This is a genomic window from Rhizobium oryzihabitans (genome assembly GCF_010669145.1).
Lineage (GTDB): Bacteria > Pseudomonadota > Alphaproteobacteria > Rhizobiales > Rhizobiaceae > Agrobacterium > Agrobacterium oryzihabitans.
In genome coordinates, this window is the sequence record NZ_CP048635.1 from 1,180,863 (window position 1) to 1,196,804 (window position 15,942).

At 58.5% G+C, this 15,942-nt stretch carries 15 protein-coding genes and 1 tRNA gene; 4 read left to right on the forward strand and 12 right to left on the reverse strand.

Annotated elements, in window-relative coordinates; all coding sequences use genetic code 11:
• The first annotated feature begins 85 nt into the window (after positions 1 to 85).
• On the forward strand, positions 86 to 280 hold the full coding sequence (locus tag G3A56_RS22220; protein ID WP_082186011.1) for a hypothetical protein: 195 nt from the start codon (positions 86 to 88) through the stop codon (positions 278 to 280).
• 66 nt (positions 281 to 346) lie between these two features.
• On the opposite strand, the gene G3A56_RS22225 is transcribed toward G3A56_RS22220, so the two are convergent.
• Together G3A56_RS22225 and G3A56_RS22230 are read right to left on the reverse strand one after the other, a co-directional pair.
• Positions 347 to 420: transfer RNA gene (locus tag G3A56_RS22225), tRNA-Gln, on the reverse strand.
• A 124-nt stretch (positions 421 to 544) separates the two neighbouring features.
• Entirely contained in the window at positions 545 to 982 is a 438-nt protein-coding gene (locus G3A56_RS22230; RefSeq protein ID WP_003498251.1) for an Lrp/AsnC family transcriptional regulator, read from the reverse strand.
• A 128-nt stretch (positions 983 to 1,110) separates the two neighbouring features.
• Between G3A56_RS22230 and rocF the strand changes: the two genes are divergently transcribed.
• Together rocF and G3A56_RS22240 are read left to right on the forward strand one after the other, a co-directional pair.
• Positions 1,111 to 2,031 (forward strand): arginase, encoded by a 921-nt coding sequence (gene rocF / locus G3A56_RS22235; protein ID WP_003498253.1) that lies wholly within the window; start codon positions 1,111 to 1,113, stop codon positions 2,029 to 2,031.
• Positions 2,032 to 2,044: 13 nt separating this feature from the next.
• Complete coding sequence (locus tag G3A56_RS22240; RefSeq protein ID WP_003498255.1) at positions 2,045 to 3,100, forward strand: ornithine cyclodeaminase; 1,056 nt, start codon at positions 2,045 to 2,047, stop codon at positions 3,098 to 3,100.
• A gap of 22 nt (positions 3,101 to 3,122) precedes the next feature.
• Here G3A56_RS22240 and G3A56_RS22245 read toward each other — a convergent pair whose 3' ends face one another.
• The 5 genes from G3A56_RS22245 to G3A56_RS22270 form a co-directional block, all read right to left on the reverse strand.
• A complete protein-coding gene (locus G3A56_RS22245) occupies positions 3,123 to 4,007 on the reverse strand; it encodes a DMT family transporter (protein ID WP_035243288.1) in 885 nt (294 codons plus the stop codon).
• Positions 4,008 to 4,439: 432 nt separating this feature from the next.
• Positions 4,440 to 5,432: an inositol 2-dehydrogenase gene (gene iolG, locus G3A56_RS22250; protein WP_035242991.1), complete on the reverse strand. Its 993-nt coding sequence runs from the start codon at positions 5,430 to 5,432 to the stop codon at positions 4,440 to 4,442.
• Positions 5,433 to 5,665: 233 nt separating this feature from the next.
• The gene (locus tag G3A56_RS22260; RefSeq protein ID WP_082185142.1) at positions 5,666 to 6,916 is read right to left on the reverse strand and encodes an adenylate/guanylate cyclase domain-containing protein; all 1,251 of its coding nucleotides are present in this window, start codon (positions 6,914 to 6,916) and stop codon (positions 5,666 to 5,668) included.
• A 219-nt stretch (positions 6,917 to 7,135) separates the two neighbouring features.
• On the reverse strand, positions 7,136 to 7,366 hold the full coding sequence (locus G3A56_RS22265) for a helix-turn-helix domain-containing protein (protein WP_035223798.1): 231 nt from the start codon (positions 7,364 to 7,366) through the stop codon (positions 7,136 to 7,138).
• Positions 7,367 to 7,619: 253 nt separating this feature from the next.
• Positions 7,620 to 8,735: an RHE_PE00001 family protein gene (locus G3A56_RS22270; RefSeq protein WP_082185141.1), complete on the reverse strand. Its 1,116-nt coding sequence runs from the start codon at positions 8,733 to 8,735 to the stop codon at positions 7,620 to 7,622.
• Between the two features lie 292 nt (positions 8,736 to 9,027).
• Here G3A56_RS22270 and G3A56_RS22275 point away from each other — a divergent pair, with 292 nt between their 5' ends.
• Positions 9,028 to 10,332 carry an MFS transporter gene (locus tag G3A56_RS22275; RefSeq protein ID WP_003498264.1) on the forward strand — a complete coding sequence of 435 codons (1,305 nt, stop codon included), beginning with the start codon at positions 9,028 to 9,030 and terminating at the stop codon, positions 10,330 to 10,332.
• Between the two features lie 63 nt (positions 10,333 to 10,395).
• On the opposite strand, the gene G3A56_RS22280 is transcribed toward G3A56_RS22275, so the two are convergent.
• From G3A56_RS22280 to G3A56_RS22300, 5 genes are all read right to left on the reverse strand, one after another.
• Positions 10,396 to 11,733, reverse strand: coding sequence for a sensor histidine kinase (locus tag G3A56_RS22280; RefSeq protein ID WP_082185140.1), 1,338 nt, complete (start codon positions 11,731 to 11,733; stop codon positions 10,396 to 10,398).
• Between the two features lie 38 nt (positions 11,734 to 11,771).
• Positions 11,772 to 12,425 (reverse strand): response regulator, encoded by a 654-nt coding sequence (locus G3A56_RS22285; RefSeq protein ID WP_003498266.1) that lies wholly within the window; start codon positions 12,423 to 12,425, stop codon positions 11,772 to 11,774.
• A 65-nt stretch (positions 12,426 to 12,490) separates the two neighbouring features.
• Positions 12,491 to 14,158: a phosphoethanolamine transferase gene (locus G3A56_RS22290; protein WP_164056828.1), complete on the reverse strand. Its 1,668-nt coding sequence runs from the start codon at positions 14,156 to 14,158 to the stop codon at positions 12,491 to 12,493.
• 197 nt (positions 14,159 to 14,355) lie between these two features.
• Positions 14,356 to 14,619 carry a spike base protein, RCAP_Rcc01079 family gene (locus G3A56_RS22295; protein WP_003498271.1) on the reverse strand — a complete coding sequence of 88 codons (264 nt, stop codon included), beginning with the start codon at positions 14,617 to 14,619 and terminating at the stop codon, positions 14,356 to 14,358.
• Between the two features lie 261 nt (positions 14,620 to 14,880).
• Positions 14,881 to 15,792, reverse strand: a complete 912-nt coding sequence (locus G3A56_RS22300; RefSeq protein ID WP_082186010.1) for a LysR family transcriptional regulator — start codon at positions 15,790 to 15,792, stop codon at positions 14,881 to 14,883.
• Positions 15,793 to 15,942: the final 150 nt, after the last annotated feature.

Below are 15,942 nucleotides of genomic sequence, written 5' to 3' on the forward strand. Positions count from 1 at the left end.
GCCGCATCGCGTGAACGGGGCTGCGCATGTCATTGCGGCCCCGCTGCTTTTCGTCATAGTCTCAAAGCAAACCGGGAGGCTGCTATTGAACCTCGATGAAAAAGAACATGATGCAACACAGCCAAGACGCCCAATCTGGCCGTGGCTGCTGCTGGCGGTTCTGACGCTTTTGGCCATTTACGCCTATACAGAAGTGACAGCGATGATCGATGACACCGTCAGGCTCTGGAACGACCTCGTGCAACTATTCTGGTGGATCGTCCCGGACCAGCCGTCATAATGCGCAATACCGGATATTTCGGCACTTCGGCCTGTCTAATTTCTTGATTTGATCGATGAAGAAGATTGGCTGGGGAACCTGGATTCGAACCAAGATTAACGGAGTCAGAGTCCGTCGTTCTACCATTGAACTATTCCCCAAAAGCCCGAAGCGCGTTGCCGCGTTCGCTTTGGTGGGTCGTCATATAGATGATTTATTGCGCCGCGCAAGTCGAAAAAATCGAAAAATGCGTTTTCACCCGCTCTTTTGTGCTTCGTCTGTTGATTACAGCCGCGCGCGGGTGGAGCGTGGGGTGGAGAGCAAAATGCTTGTCTCGCTGCCGGTGATGCCGGGCACGAGGCGGATGCGGCGCAGCACCGCGTCGAAATCGCTGAGCGTCGCGGCGTTGAGTTCTACGATCAGATCCCAGCGCCCATTGGTGGTGTGGATCTCGGATATTTCCGGGAAGCCGCCAAGCGTGCGGATGACGCGGTCCGTCACATGGCCTTCAATCTCGATCATCATGATGCCGCGGATTGCTGCCTCCACGGCATCGGCGCGCAGAATGACGGTGTAACCGATGATGGTGCCGTCATTTTCCATTTTTTCGATATGCGACCGCACCGTCGCGCGCGAAGTCGCCGTCTCGATCGCCAGATCGGAAATGCTGCGTCTGCCATTGTGCCGCAAAAGGGTCACGAGCCGTTCGTCGAGAATATCCATACATAGCCATTCTGAGAAATAGATTTTACCAAACTGATAGCCTTCTTCGATAAGATTGCCAATATTTGATGTTCATTCCGCCATGTCTCTGTGGTCTATTGAGGGTCGATTGAAAAGCGAGGGTTCAAATGGATATCAGGCTGATCGGTGCGCCGTTGCAAATCGGTGCCGGGCAATTGGGATGTGAGATGGGGCCGAGTGCCTATCGCATCGCCGGTCTCACGCGCGCTCTCGAAGATCTGGGCCATCGCGTGGTTGATACCGGCAATGTGACGCCAGCGCCGCTAAAGGAATTTTCCCACCCCAATCCAGCGGTGCATCACCTCGCTGAGACTGTGGCCTGGACCGAGGCGCTGACGGACGCCGCCTATCGCGAGAGCGCTTCGGCCGTGCCGATCTTTCTTGGTGGCGACCATGCGATTTCGGCCGGAACGGTCGCCGGCATGGCGCGCCGGGTGGCCGAAAGCGGCCGTCCGTTTTTCGTGCTCTGGCTCGATGCCCATACTGATTGTCACACGCTGGAAACGACGCGCAGCGGCAATCTGCATGGTACGCCGGTCGCCTATTTCAGCGGCCGCGACGGGTTTGCGGGTTATTTCCCACCTTTGTCCCATGCGGTTCCCGAAGAAAATATCGGCATGATCGGTATCCGCAGCGTTGATCCGGCCGAGAGGGCGGCGCTGGAAAAAAGCGGCATCACCGTTCACGATATGCGCTCCATAGACGAACATGGCGTGGCCGTGCTGTTGCGTGCATTCCTGGCGAAGGTGCAGGCGGCAAACGGCCTGTTGCATGTCAGTCTCGACGTCGATTTCCTTGAGCCTTCGATTGCGCCCGCGGTCGGCACCACGGTTCCTGGGGGCGCGACATTCCGTGAGGCGCATCTGGTGATGGAAATGCTGCATGATAGCGGGCTGGTGTGCAGTCTCGATCTGGTGGAGCTCAATCCATTCCTCGACGAGCGCGGCAGGACCGCAACCCTGATGGTCGATCTCGCGGCCAGCCTCATGGGCAAGCGGGTCATGGACCGCCCCACGCGGGCCGGCTGAAAGGGATGATCCGATGACGGTAATACCGAACCTCAATATCGTGCCTTTCGTCAGCGTCGATCACATGATGAAACTCGTGCTTCGGGTGGGGATAGATACGTTCCTGCGTGAGCTTGCCGATGTGGTGGAGGAAGATTTCCGCCGCTGGGAAAGCTTCGACAAGACGCCACGTATCGCCTCGCATTCCAAGGAGGGCGTCATCGAGTTGATGCCCACCAGTGACGGGACGCTTTATGGCTTCAAATATGTCAACGGCCATCCGAAAAACATGAAGGAAGGCCGCCAGACGGTGACGGCATTCGGCGTGCTTTCCGATGTCGGCAACGGTTATCCGCTGCTTCTGACCGAAATGACGATCCTGACGGCGCTGCGCACCGCCGCCACCTCCGCCGTCGCTGCAAAATATCTCGCCCGTAAAAATGCCCGCTCGATGGCCATTATCGGCAATGGTGCGCAGAGCGAGTTTCAGGCGCGCGCCTTCAAGGCCATTCTTGGCGTCGATACGGTGCGGCTTTTCGATATCGACCGCTCGGCCAGTGAAAAATGCGCCCGCAATCTTGCCGGGCAGGGCTTCACCATCGAGATTTGCGATAGCGCGCAAAGCGCGGTGGAAGGTGCCGATATCATCACCACCGTCACGGCCGACAAGCAATATGCAACGATTCTCACCGACAACATGGTTGGTCCCGGCATTCACATCAATGCCGTCGGCGGCGATTGTCCCGGCAAGACGGAATTACACCGGGATATTCTGCTGCGATCGGATATTTTCGTCGAATACCCGCCGCAGACGCGCATCGAAGGCGAAATCCAGCAATTGCCGGCGGACTATCCCGTTACCGAGCTTTGGCAGGTCATGACCGGGGAAAAACAGGGGCGGGTAAGCGACAGGCAGATCACGCTCTTCGACAGCGTCGGTTTTGCGACCGAGGATTTTTCGGCGCTGCGTTATGTGCGCTCGAAACTGGCAGCGACCGGGCTTTATACCGAGCTTGACTTGCTGGCCGATCCGGACGAGCCGCGCGACCTGTTCGGAATGCTGCTGCGTTGCGAGGCGGCTCTCGTCTGAGGGTTGTCCGGCGCGGATGACGTTAGTCCGCCTGCCGGCGTTCCTTCCGGCCGACCACATGTTCGCGCCAGATGGTGAAGAGACCGGCGGCAATCACGATCGCTGCGCCCAGAACCATATTCGACGTCACGACCTCGCCATAGACGGTGACGCCGATGATGGAGACAAGCACCAGCTGGTAATAGGAAAAGGGCTGTACCGAGGCTGCATCCGCCAGTTCGAATGCCTTGATCAGACAATAATGGCCGCTCATGCCGGTAATGCAGAGCGCCAGCATCCATCCCCAATCCTGCGGTGCGATGCTTACCCAGTAAAACGGGCCGACCAGCGTCAGTGCTGCCGCACCGGCCACGCCGGTATAAAAAAAACTCGTCATCGCTGAGTCGCGCTTGCTGCCGAGGCGGGTCAGGACGCTATAAAGCGCAAGCATGAAGACGGCGACAAAGGTGATCAGCAGGCTGTTGTCGAAACCCTCGCCATCCGGCTTCAGGATGACGAGAACGCCGATGAAGCCGACGAAAATGGCGCACCAGCGCCGCCAGCCCACATGTTCTCCCAGCAATGGCACCGAAAGAGCCGCAACGATCAGCGGGGCGGAGGCGAGGATGGAATGGCTGTGCGCCAGCCCGACAACGGCAAAGGTGAAGATGGAAAAAACGATCTGAACGGCAAGCAGGACGCCGCGGCTTATTTGCAGCCACGGACGGTTGGCCATGACGGCGCCACGGATGCCGCCAGAAGATCTTGCAGCCATCAGCAGAACGAAGACGGCGAAGGCCCAATATCGCAGCATGGCGACGAAGACGGGCGGATAGAAGGTGCCCAGGTGTTTCGATATGCCATCCTGCGCCGCAAAGATCGTGAAGGCGACAAGCGCATAAAGATAACCGGTCTTGTGAGATGGCATAAGAAACCGTCGGGATGTTGCCGGCGAAATCGGCGTGAATGAGGTGATAGCCGCCATATGTTACGGCCGCATCTTGTCAGACAACCTTATTTTCCGAATGGCTGCTATGCAAGTGCGGTGGCTGCTTTTTCAAGGCAGGCTGCTGGCTGGATGTGTCGTCGTGTCAGAGGATTCATAGCCTATGATCGCCGGCTGCCGCCCGTGATTGGGCTTTTCCCGACAACCTCCGCTCCGTCATCCTCGGGCTTGACCAGAGGATCCATAAACGTCGAAACCCTGGACCCTCGGGTCAAGCCCGAGGGTGACGTTGAGACTGGCGAAACAGTGCCGCCGCCATTGGCGGGGACCTGGTAAAATGTGCTGTCCGCCGTCAGCGATTGCGCGGCGGACAGGATGTTCAGAATGCGCTGCGCGAACGCAGTTCGGCAGCCTTCAGCCGATCGTCACGGCCGTCTTCGAAGTCGCGGATTTCAGCGCGGCGTCAGCCAGTTTCAACGCGATCAGGCCGTCCTTGATGGAGGGTGCCGGTGCGACATTGTTTTCGATGCTATCGATGAAAGCGGTGATTTCCGCAGCATAGGCTGCCGTATAACGCGTCATGAAGAAATCATGCAGCGGCGGACGGGTGTAGCCTTCGGCATTGGCGATTTCGATGGAGACAGGCCGCTGGTTTTCAGCCGCTGCCGAACCGAGCGAACCATGCACCTCGATACGCTGGTCGTAACCATAGGTCGCGCGCCGCGAATTCGAGATGATCGCCTGCCTGCCGCTCTTCGTCGTCAGGATGATGCTGGCGCTGTCGAAATCGCCAAGTGCACCAATCTCGGGATTGACGAGAACGGAACCTGTTGCGAACACGCTTTCCACTTCCTCACCGAGCAGGTAGCGGGCCATGTCGAAATCATGAATGGTCATGTCACGGAAAATACCGCCGGAAACCTTGATATATTCGGCAGGCGGCGGGCCGGGATCGCGGCTGGTAATGGTCACCATTTCAACCTTGCCGATGCGGCCATCTTCGATTGCCTTGTGCACGGCCTGGAAATGCGGATCGAAACGCCGGTTGAAACCGAGCATCACCTTCGCGCCGGTTTCTTCAACCACCTTGGCGCAGGCTTCCGCGCGGGCAACATCCAGATCAACGGGCTTTTCGCAGAAGATGGCCTTGCCGGCGCGGGCGAAACGCTCGATCAGATCGGCATGGGTGTTTGTCGGCGTGCAGATGATGACGGCGTCGATCGTCTTGTCGGCCAGAACCTCGTCGATCGTGCTGACCTTGCACTGCGCTTCGCGGGCGATTGCTTCCGCAGCACCGGCCATGGCGTCCACGACGGCAACCAGCTTCGCGCGGCTGTCGGTGGTAATCGCCTTGGCGTGGACCTTGCCGATCCGTCCAGCGCCGAGCAGTGCCAATTTCGTAACCATCTTTCCTCCGGTTCCTCACACCCGTCCCTCACTCCCGGAAAGACAGAATATGAACGCAAACAATGTTTCGATATGGAATATATGTTCCATTTTGCTAGATCGACATCGGAGGCGTGTCAAGCGTTTTGACGATGGTCGAGACGACCGAAATCATTCCGCGACAGGCTGCCCGCCACGGGTGGTCTGTCGCGGTGAAAAAACAAAACGTGAGGCGTTGAAGGCCGGTGGGGCAATCAGTCGGTGGTAGACGCCGTAACCGTATTTTGGGGAAGCGCATAAACCTCGACCGGGGTTTCAAGGCCGCGCAGCAGCCATGGCCCTAGATTTTCCAGCTTGTCCCGATATCCGGCCATACGGACGAAGTCCTCGGAAAAAAGCACGCTGCGGCCGGTTTCCTTCGTCAGGGTTTCAAGCCGCGAGGCGATGTTCACGGCGGGGCCGATGACGGTGAAATCGAGACGGGTTTTTGAGCCGATATTGCCGTACATGACATCGCCGACATGGACGCCGATGCCGTAGCCCAGAGGATCGTGGCCCTTCTGGCAATTGATTTCATTAAGCGCGACGAGGCTTTTCTGCGCGCTGGCAATGGCTTTCAGCAGGTTTTCACAGGCCTTCGGATCGCTGAGCGGAAAAACCGCCAGCAGCCCGTCGCCCATGAATTTCAGGATTTCCCCGCCGAACTCCTCGATCGGATCGCACATGGCGTCGAAATAACCGTTCAGAAGTTCGATGACGTCGTCGCGCGGCCAGAGGTCGGAAATATGGGTAAAGTTGCGCAGGTCGCAGATCAGGATCGCCGCGCCCACCGTCATGCCGCTGCCGCGCGTCGTTGCGCCATTGAGGATTTTTTCGCCCGCATGGGGACCCACATAGGTCTCCAGCAGCGTGCGCGTCATGCGGTTCTTCAGGCGTATTTCGCTCACCAGCGCGAGCGCCGGCAGCAGGTTTTTCAAGGCGAGAATTTCCGCTTCCGTAAAGCCGCCCGCCCGGTCGCTGGAAAATGTCGCGACATGGCGCTTGCCGAACGTATGTTCGATGGGCCACGCCAGATAATCCGTCAATCCGTCGGCTCGCAACTCCTCATAGATCGTGTAGCCGGTTTCATCGTCTCCCTCATCATCCAGGCGGAGGCGAATCTCTGTGGCCCCCTGATGGATGTCATTGATGGGGCTGTTCAGATATTCCGGCGTACTTTCCGAGCCATAGCCATAGGTGGCGATGTCGGCGGACGACATGCCGGCTTTCCACAAAATCCGTGCGCCAAGCCATTGCGGATGACGAATGCGGAAAGCGAGCACGCCGCGGGCGACGGAAACGCCGCTTGCCCGCAACCTGCTGCAAAGCTCGACGAAAATCTCGTCGATAAAACGCTCATCCTTCGTGCCGGTGATGAGCCAGTCGAGAATTTCCGTTTTCTCCGCCGGCCATAATTCATCCAAAGCTGAAGAAACCCGTTCTTCGGTGTCGAGATTAAATGTCATGGCAGGATTCCGGAGGTTGTTGCTGCTCTCGTGCGGGCGGGCCAGATGCGGAGCATGGCCCGTGCGGACAACATGTGGTGCCGGGTAACGGAAATGTTAAGAGAGCGATCCGGAAAATGTTCGCAACGGCTGCCAATGCTCAGCCGCGCGCGCCGCCCGGATGTTTGTGTGAACATCGTCCCCGGCGGCGCTGAAAGTTGCTGTGATCGTTCTGAACGATCAGATTACGGTTTCTACGGGAATATGCAGGGCGGCGGCAACACGCCTGATGCGGAGCGGATCGCTGTCCGTGCCGTCTTCCAGGGCGCGAATTTCGCTGGTTGTCAGGCCGCAGGTTATTGCAAGCTGCTCGACGGTATAACCGGCGAGATTGCGAGCGGTCAAAACCTTTCTGGCAAAAGGAGCATCTGTTTCTTGATCTGAATCGGGTTGTGAGACTGAAATTGTCATTTGCATCTCCCTCATGATGGACACTTTAATGCGGGCGGCAGAAAAAAGTTGCCGGACCGAATGCGACCGCGTTGCCGGAGAATAAGTTGGTGCTGCAACGCAGCGAGGAACATAGACGCTTCGTCCACCTACGCAATAGTTAAATTTTGTTAAGATTCGTGATCGCCGCATTCCCGAGGCATTTTTCAGTTATAAAAAGGGGCGGATAAAACGTGTGTTTGCCGTGTCACGCAGGCCTTTAAGGGTGGCTGGCCTACAGCATGCCCCAGGCGCGGAAACGGCCACGACCGGTAACTTCCCGCAATTCCAGCTGATTGGCGAGCCCGATTGCGCCCTGTGGCGTGGTGCCGAGTTCCTTGACGATCATCGCCGCCGAGACCACCGGCCGGGAGACCACAAGCTCCACCAGTTCGGGCAGACGCGAGGAAGATCGCCGGCCAACCAGCTTGCGCATCATGCGCTCGCGCGCATGGGTCAGCCTGTCATGTTCCTTCATGCTGGCGAATGCTGCTTCATAAAAGCTGTCGAGAAGGGCGAGGAGGCGCTGCGTCTGGTTTCTGGCGTGCCGCCGCTCGCGTGGAACGGCGCGAAGACCGGTGCTGAGCGCCGGCAGATGATCGGGAGAAACAGCTCCGTCGCGCAGAAAAGCCGCCGCCAGCAGCCTGCCCAGCCAGGGACTGCGCTGCAGGACCTCGATCATGTTCCAGGCATCCAGCAGGATTGCGGTGCGCAGGATCGTCGGCAGTTTCTCCGTCTGGCTGTGGACCTGCCGCCATTCCTTCAGCCTTTCCTCCTCATCCCAGTCGGGATCGTTGACCATCGGATGGGCCTCTTCCCGATGTGCCGCAGGCGCAGGCGTCGTGCCGGCGGTGATGGCGCTCAGCGTTGCGGCGCTTCGCGCCAGCAACGCATCCAGCTCAGAAAAAGCCCCGTCCAGCGGCGTCTCTCCATCCGTTTCCGCCTCTTCGCTGTTGGATTGAGCGACCGCTTTACTCGCAAATGCCGTCTCGTCGGCGGCAATTGCCATCTTGCCGCGCAGGCGGGAAAGACCCTGCGCGGTGAAGGCCCAGCCGGTCGCATTGGAAAATATCAGTCGCCTCGAGCGCAGGATGCGGTGCGCCGCCGTCATCTCGTGGGTTGGCACCCGCACGTCCATATGGGCGTCATGTAGGACCAGATCTTCCATATGGACGAGTTCGCCATCCACCCACATGGATGAAATGGCATCGGTAAAATCCTGTCTTTCGATGAAGCCTTGTTTCATCGGCGAGCGGCTGATCCGCTCGTCCAGCCGCGCCAGTGCTTCGCCCGCGCGGGCGGCGGGTATGAGAAGCTTTTCGATCTGGACGTCGGATATATCGTAAATCATTGATATTTTTTAGTTTGAGCAAAGGCGGGTGACAAGATTGATAACAGGTCTCTGGTTTTGCTGTCGCGGCATCGGCTTTAAAACATGCCGAACTTCACAGTACCCGAACACCAAAAATCGCGATAATATCCACCCCTATCGTCATTACGCCCGTCATATTGCGATGCGGCATAAGCTTGCGCATTGCAATATGACGGGTATATACCCCCACCGAGAGCGACAAATTATCACACCTTCCTTTCGCCCTTCCATCTCCCAGACGAAGATGAATTGGAGTTAAACCGTGAATATTATGGCAAATGGTCCTGCCACGGCACCGGACCAGAAAACCCGTTTGAAATCCATTATCGGCGGATCTGCGGGCAACCTCGTTGAATGGTACGACTGGTACGTCTATTCGGCCTTCACCCTTTATTTCGCGCCGGTGTTTTTCCCTTCCGGAAACCAGACCGCCGAATTGTTGAGCGCAGCTGCCGTTTTTGCCGTCGGATTTCTGATGCGCCCCATCGGCGCATGGTTCATGGGAACCTATGCCGACCGCAAGGGCCGCAAGGCCGGCCTGACACTGTCGGTCACGCTGATGTGTCTCGGCTCGCTGCTGATTGCCATCACCCCCGGCCATGACGCGATCGGCATCGCAGCCCCTGCCATTCTGGTTTTCGCCCGTCTTCTGCAGGGCATCAGTGTCGGTGGCGAATATGGCGCGAGCGCGACTTACCTCAGTGAAATGGCTGGCAAGAACCGCCGAGGCTTCTTCTCCAGCTTCCAGTATGTGACGCTGATTTCCGGTCAGCTTCTGGCGCTGGCGGTGCTTCTGGTGCTGCAGCGGGTTTTGACGCCGGAACAGCTCAGCGCCTGGGGCTGGCGCATCCCCTTCTTCATCGGTGGCCTTCTTGCGATTGCGGTGTTTTATATCCGTCGTGGCCTTGTCGAGACGCAGTCCTTCGAAAATGCCAAGGCGGGTGAGGCGGACAAGCCGAAATCCAGCGGATGGGCGCTGTTCAAGCATTATCCGAGGGAAGCGATGATGGTCATGGCGCTGACATCAGGCGGCACGCTCGCCTTTTACGCCTACACGACCTATCTGCAGAAATTCCTCGTCAATACGTCCGGCTTCAGCAAGGAAAGTGCGACCGAAATCACCACGGCAGCCCTCTTCGTCTTCATGCTGTGCCAGCCGATCGCCGGTGCGCTCTCCGACAAGGTCGGTCGCAAGCCGCTGATGGTGGGCTTCGGCATTCTCGGCACGCTGTTCACCTATCTGATCTTCAGCACGCTGGCGACGACGACCGATCCGATCATGGCTTTCGCTCTCGTTCTGGTCGGCCTGTTGATCGTCACCGGCTACACCTCCATCAATGCGGTGGTGAAGGCGGAGATGTTCCCCGCCCATATCCGCGCGCTCGGTGTGGCTTTGCCCTATGCGTTGGCGAACACCATATTCGGTGGAACGGCGGAATTTGTGGCGCTGAAGTTCAAGCAGATCGGCCACGAAAACTGGTTCTTCTGGTATGTGACGATCATGATCGCGCTGTCGCTGGTGGTTTATGTGAAGATGCGCGATACGCGCGATCACAGCCATATCCACGAGGATTGAGCCCTCCAATCCAGACGAAAAAAGCCCCGCCAATCCTGGCGGGGCTTTTTGTTTTCAGCGCATTCAGGCGGCTTCGACCGGAAGAACGATGCGGGCTTCGAACCCGTCCTGTCTGCCCGGTGCCGGAGAGGAGAGCACCAGCTCTCCGCCCGTTTGCTCCACCAGGCTCTTGACGATGGCAAGGCCAAGCCCGGTGCCATCCGCTTTGGTCGGGCCTCGGGCAAAACGTGTCGTCAGTTTCGGCAGGAGCGCCCTGTCGATTGCCGGTCCGGAATTGATGACGCGGATCGTCCCGTCCCCTTCGGCGAATATCTGTACCGGGCTTCCCGCCGGGCTGTGGATCAGGGCGTTTTCCAGAAGGTTGCGGATGATGATGCCGAAGCCATCCGCGCCGATCTTGCAATTCATGCCGCCTTCGCAGCGATTGGTGAAGCGGATGCGGGATGTGCCGATCGCCGTCCTGCTCATGTCGTCGATGACTAGTTCGAGCACGGGGATAAGATCGCTCGTGGTGTCGGTCACGCCGATCCTTGCTTCGGCGCGTGACATCTGAAGAAGTTTTTCGGCAAGATGGCCGAGGTGCTGCAGGGATTTTTCGATATTTTCCACGCGCGGGGCAAGTTCCGGTGGAATATCGGCACGCAGCCGCTGCGCCTGCGCCAGCGCCCCGGCAATGGGGGTGCGCAATTCATGGGCGCTGTTGGCGGTAAATTCCCGCTCCGCCTCGATTGCCGATCGCAGCCGTCCGAGAAGGAGATTGACCGAACGGGCGATGGGATGGAGTTCGGCCGGAAAGGGCTGTGTTTCCAGCGGTGCAAGATTGCCGCCGTCCTTTCTGCCGATCTCGTCGCGAAGGGTCTGTATCGGCTGCAGGGTTCTGCGCACGACGACGATGACGGCGAAGATGCTGGCGGGGATGAGGATGAGGACGGGCAGCAAAAGCGCGCTGCCGGCTTCTTCTATCGCCTCGCGCCGGTTGGCAAAGGCATCGGCGACCTGAAGGAAATATTCCCCGTCCGGTGTCGCTACCGTATAGATGCGTTGCGTGGCCGTTTCGGAAAAGCCGGGTTCGAGCGAGACCTCGAAAGGCTCCGTCGAACTGTCATGCGAATGCAGCACGACCTGTCCCTCCCGGTCGCGCACCTGATAGGTGAGATATTCGGCACCTTCCGCCGAGGGGTTGAGCTTTCGCGAGGCGGGGGCCGTGTTGTTTTCCCTGAGGTCGTCGGCCAGAAGCGGCAGCAGCCTTTCGGCCGTTTCCTGCACGCCTGCATCGAAAATTTCGGCGAACTCGTCCTGCATCACCATGACGCCCAGCCCGCAGGCGAGAAGCCAGGATATGGCAACGACGCTGGTCAGCGCCGTCACGAGCTTGCGGGTCATGCTGGTCGGTCTGGCCATCTATGCCTACTTGTAATTCTGTCTATCTGCCATTCTGTCTATCTGATCGTGTAGCCGACACCGCGCACGGTCTCGACGCGGTCATGACCGATTTTCTTGCGCAGCCGGCTGATATAGACCTCGACCGTGTTGCTTTCTATTTCGGCGCCGAATTCGTAAAGCGTGTCATGCAGCTGCGCTTTCGAGACGACGGCGCCGGGGTACTCGACCAGTTTTTCGAGAACCGCCCATTCCCGGGCGCTGAGCGTCTGCGCCGTTCCATCGACGGTGATATTGCGCGCCACCTGGTTGATTTCGATACCGGGCAAGCGAATGACCGGGGCCGAGCGACCTTCGTAACGCCGCGAGACCGCCAGCATGCGCGCCGAAAGCTCGTTGAGATCGAAGGGTTTGACCAGATAGTCGTCGGCGCCGGCATTCAGTCCGGCAATCCGGTCCGACACCTGGTCGTGCGCCGTCAGAATGATCACCGGCGTCGCATCGTCGCGGTTGCGCAGGTCCTGCAAAAGGGTGATACCCTCGCCGTCGGGTAAGCGCATGTCGAGCAGGATCAGGCCATAGGCCATGGTCCGCGTCGCTGCCGTGGCGTCGCCCAGCGTCTTGAACCAGTCGACAGCGTGTCCCGCCGCCGCCACATGGTCTCTCAGCGCCTCTCCCAGAACATGATCGTCTTCAACAAGCAGAACCCGCAAGACAACTCCTTTATCGCGTCGTCCTGCGTATCGCTTTCACGGGATATGCGTCAAGCACTGTCTGTTCAGCTGCTCTGACGCTGGGTGCAACCACCGAAGACGTCCAGCGAGGGATCGTAGACGGAGGTGGAGACGTTCATCATGCCAAGGATGCTGTGGAAATAATTGTCGTGGGAGCGTCCGCCCTGGGCTGCGCTCTTTGCAAGGCAGGCACGGTCAAGGCCCATGGATTTGGCAAAATCATCGTCGAACCAGACGAGGAAGGGCACGTGGGTCTGCTGGTCAGGCGCCAGGAGATAGGGCGCGCCGTGCAGATAGACGCCGTTTTCGCCAAGCGATTCACCATGGTCCGAGGCGTAGATCATGCCGGTTGCCAGCTTGTCGGAGCGCGCTTTCAGCTTGTCGATCACGGTCGACAGGAAATGGTCGGTGTAGAGAAGCGTGTTGTCGTAGGAATTGACGATCTCGGCGTCGGTGCAATTGCCAAGTTCGGCGGTCCGGCAGTCAGGGGTGAATTTCCGGAATTCGTCAGTGTAGCGAAGATAGTAGGTCGGCCCGTGGCTGCCCATCTGGTGCAGTACGATGACGCTGTCCTTCGTGACGTTGTTAAGCCAGGCGTCGAGCTTGTCGAAGAAGATGTCATCGCGGCATTCTCCGCCGGTGCAGAAGCGGCTGTCATTGGTGGAGGGCAGGTCGAAATAGGGAATGCGGTCGGCGACGTTCTTGCTGCCGGTATTGTTGTCCAGCCATGTCGCACTGACACCGGCGTGGACGAGGACGTCCATGACGTTTTCGTTGGCGAGCGCCTTGCTATGGCTGTATTCCGAACGCGGGAACTTCGAGAACATGCAGGGAATGGACATCGCCGTTGCGGTGCCGCAGCTGGTGGTATTCGGGAAATAGATCACGTCGCGTTTGGCAAGTTCCGGATTGGTATCACGCCCATAACCGTTGAGCGCAAAGTTTGCGGCGCGCGCGGTCTCGCCCGCCACGATGACGGTGATGCGCGGCTTGTGGACGCCGCCTGCTGCTGGAAGAACCTTCGCATCCTTGCCGATGGGGCTGACCTGTATGTCCGCTTCTTTTCCGGCCTGCGTGAAATAATGAACGGTGGACATGATCGGCGACAGGGGATTGACGCTTTTGACGATGTCCTTGTGCTGGCGGATGGCGGTGGTGAAGGTCTTGGAATTCGCAAAGCTGATGATGCCGACGATGGTGAGGCAGATCAGGATGCTGATGGTGTTCCACAGAAGCTTTTCGAGGATCGGGCGATGCCTGACGCGGACAGCGACGATGACGAGCGACGGTACCAGCCCGTAGATGGCGAGATGCCAGAAAAGGCCAGGTGTCATCAGATTGCCCGCTTCCGCCGGCGTCGTTTCCATGGCGTTGCGGATCATGTCGCTGTCGATGACGATGCCGTAGCGGTCAATGAACCAGGAGGACGCTGCCGCCGCGAAGACAAGGAAGATCAGGAATGGCTTGATGAGGTATTTGGCGGAAAAAATCGTGATGAGGGCGCCAAAAAGTGCGGCCATCGCAACATAAAGTGAGACGATGGCGACAGGATAGGCGGAAAGATAGGTGTGAACCTTCGACCACAAGGTCTGGTTGGTGAAAAACAGCAGATAGGCAGCCGTCAGCAGGCTGAGCGGCACGCTGCCGATTTCCGGACGATAAGTTTCAGTTCCTGTCGCTTTCGCGGTAAAAAGAGCCACTGTCAGTTCCACCAGATCCATATGTGCCGGTGGGAGCGAGGAACATGCGGGAACACCCGTATTCCAGCTGCCACATCGGCCGATTGATGGCGGATGCGTCATTTAGCTGACATCAACCTGAAAGCTTTGTCATGAAAGTGTCACACTTTGCGGTGTCACCCCGGATGGCAGCATTTCAAATCGATGGTCAGATAGCGGCATGATATCATTTAATTCAGTCCGACGATGCCCGTTGCGGTGGTGCGCGTTAAAAATACTCGCGTTGCCCGAACCGGCAGCAGGCTGCCCGCGGGCAGGTTCTGGAAGGTCACCGTCGCCCCGGAAAGCAGGGTGAGGCAAAGCTGCCCGCCATTGCCGACATAAATAGCGCGTGTCGGGGAAGGAAGCAGGTTCGTATCATCCGGAACGATGTCGAAACCATGGGACGCCGGTGATTCCAGGCCGGCGGCATAGTGTGTGTAAATCTCAGCCATTGCTGTCTCCCGTAAAACAAATCCGCCCTGATTATGCAGCCATGCGGGCGGGTGGGTAAAAGCGGGAACGATGGATACCTTGCGGCGTTTCGATGCCGCACCCGTCTTGTACGGGGAGGCGGATATTATGTGTGTCTTCTCACGCGGTTGGCCGCTCCGGCCATATCGTCACCCGCGTAGGCCAAATTGGCGGTGAGGGATTTTCATCCACGGGATCGCGAAGCGGCTAGATATTCGCCGGCTGGGCGAGCGCTTCGCGCCTCAGTTCCGGGTGTGAAGAATGAAGGCTCTGACGGCGGGAGAGGCTTCGGTTTTCCGGTGGGCGATGGCGAGGTCCGAGGTTGCCGAGCTTGCCGCAAGCGGCACATAACGCACGCCCGGAAGCCGTAGGCAATCGAGCGAGCGGGGCACCAGCGCAACGCCGAGGCCGATGGCCACCATGCTGGCAATGGTGGTGTAGTCCCGGCCCTCCGGGCTGATGACGGGCTTGAACCCTGCTTCGTTGCAGGCCTCGATCGTATTGTAATGAAAGCCGACATCCGGTGGCTGTCGCGGGGTGATGAAGGTTTCTGCGGCGAGGTTCTTGAGATCGATCTGCAAAGCAAAGGCCAGCGGATGATTTTCCGGCAGCGCGGCCATCAGCGGTTCGCGCAGGACCACATGCATCGCAACGCCTTCCGGGATGGGCGCGGGCGGGCGGATGAAGGCGAAATCCAGATTGCCGTCGGCGATCTTGGCCAATTGCAGCCGCATCTCCATTTCGATGAGCTGCAATTCCACATCGGGATGGGAGGCGCGGAAACTGGCGATCGACTGAATGAGCAGCCCGGAATAGGCGGCGGACGCCACATAGCCGATGGAGATGCGGCCGGTTTCCCCACGGTCGACGCGCTTCAGCGCCGCAAGCGTCGCTTCGGCATTGGCAAGGATTTTCCGGGCGTCCTCATAGAGAAGCTGGCCGGGGGTGGTCAGTTTCACTGACCGGCGCGTCCGGTCCAAGAGCGGCATGCCGACAATATCCTCCAGCGCCATGATCTGCTGGCTCAGTCCCGGCTGGGCAATGCCGAGGCGGGCGGCGGCGCGCTCGAAATTGTGTTCATCCACCAGCACGGTGAAATAGCGCAGATGTCGCAATTCGAATGTTTCCGCCCGGCTTGCCGGTTTCCTGCCCATCTTCGTGGCCTTTTTAGCAGATTTGAATAATTCCAAGCTATTATCGGCCGGCATTTTCATAATCAATACTTCTGAAAAAAACCGGCTTCGCTTATTGGATCAAAATCTACACCTTGCGTAATAAGATGAGTTAAATTCTCCAGAAAAATA

What these genes read in the sequence shown, in the direction of transcription:
- G3A56_RS22230 (WP_003498251.1), bottom strand. Translation starts at nt 982, where the DNA reads ATGGATATTCTCGACGAACGGCTCGTGACCCTTTTGCGGCACAATGGC.
- rocF (WP_003498253.1), top strand. Translation starts at nt 1,111, where the DNA reads ATGGATATCAGGCTGATCGGTGCGCCGTTGCAAATCGGTGCCGGGCAA.
- G3A56_RS22240 (WP_003498255.1), top strand. Translation starts at nt 2,045, where the DNA reads ATGACGGTAATACCGAACCTCAATATCGTGCCTTTCGTCAGCGTCGAT.
- G3A56_RS22245 (WP_035243288.1), bottom strand. Translation starts at nt 4,007, where the DNA reads ATGCCATCTCACAAGACCGGTTATCTTTATGCGCTTGTCGCCTTCACG.
- iolG (WP_035242991.1), bottom strand. Translation starts at nt 5,432, where the DNA reads ATGGTTACGAAATTGGCACTGCTCGGCGCTGGACGGATCGGCAAGGTC.
- G3A56_RS22260 (WP_082185142.1), bottom strand. Translation starts at nt 6,916, where the DNA reads ATGACATTTAATCTCGACACCGAAGAACGGGTTTCTTCAGCTTTGGAT.
- G3A56_RS22265 (WP_035223798.1), bottom strand. Translation starts at nt 7,366, where the DNA reads ATGACAATTTCAGTCTCACAACCCGATTCAGATCAAGAAACAGATGCT.
- G3A56_RS22270 (WP_082185141.1), bottom strand. Translation starts at nt 8,735, where the DNA reads ATGATTTACGATATATCCGACGTCCAGATCGAAAAGCTTCTCATACCC.
- G3A56_RS22275 (WP_003498264.1), top strand. Translation starts at nt 9,028, where the DNA reads ATGGCAAATGGTCCTGCCACGGCACCGGACCAGAAAACCCGTTTGAAA.
- G3A56_RS22280 (WP_082185140.1), bottom strand. Translation starts at nt 11,733, where the DNA reads ATGGCCAGACCGACCAGCATGACCCGCAAGCTCGTGACGGCGCTGACC.
- G3A56_RS22295 (WP_003498271.1), bottom strand. Translation starts at nt 14,619, where the DNA reads ATGGCTGAGATTTACACACACTATGCCGCCGGCCTGGAATCACCGGCG.
- G3A56_RS22300 (WP_082186010.1), bottom strand. Translation starts at nt 15,792, where the DNA reads ATGGGCAGGAAACCGGCAAGCCGGGCGGAAACATTCGAATTGCGACAT.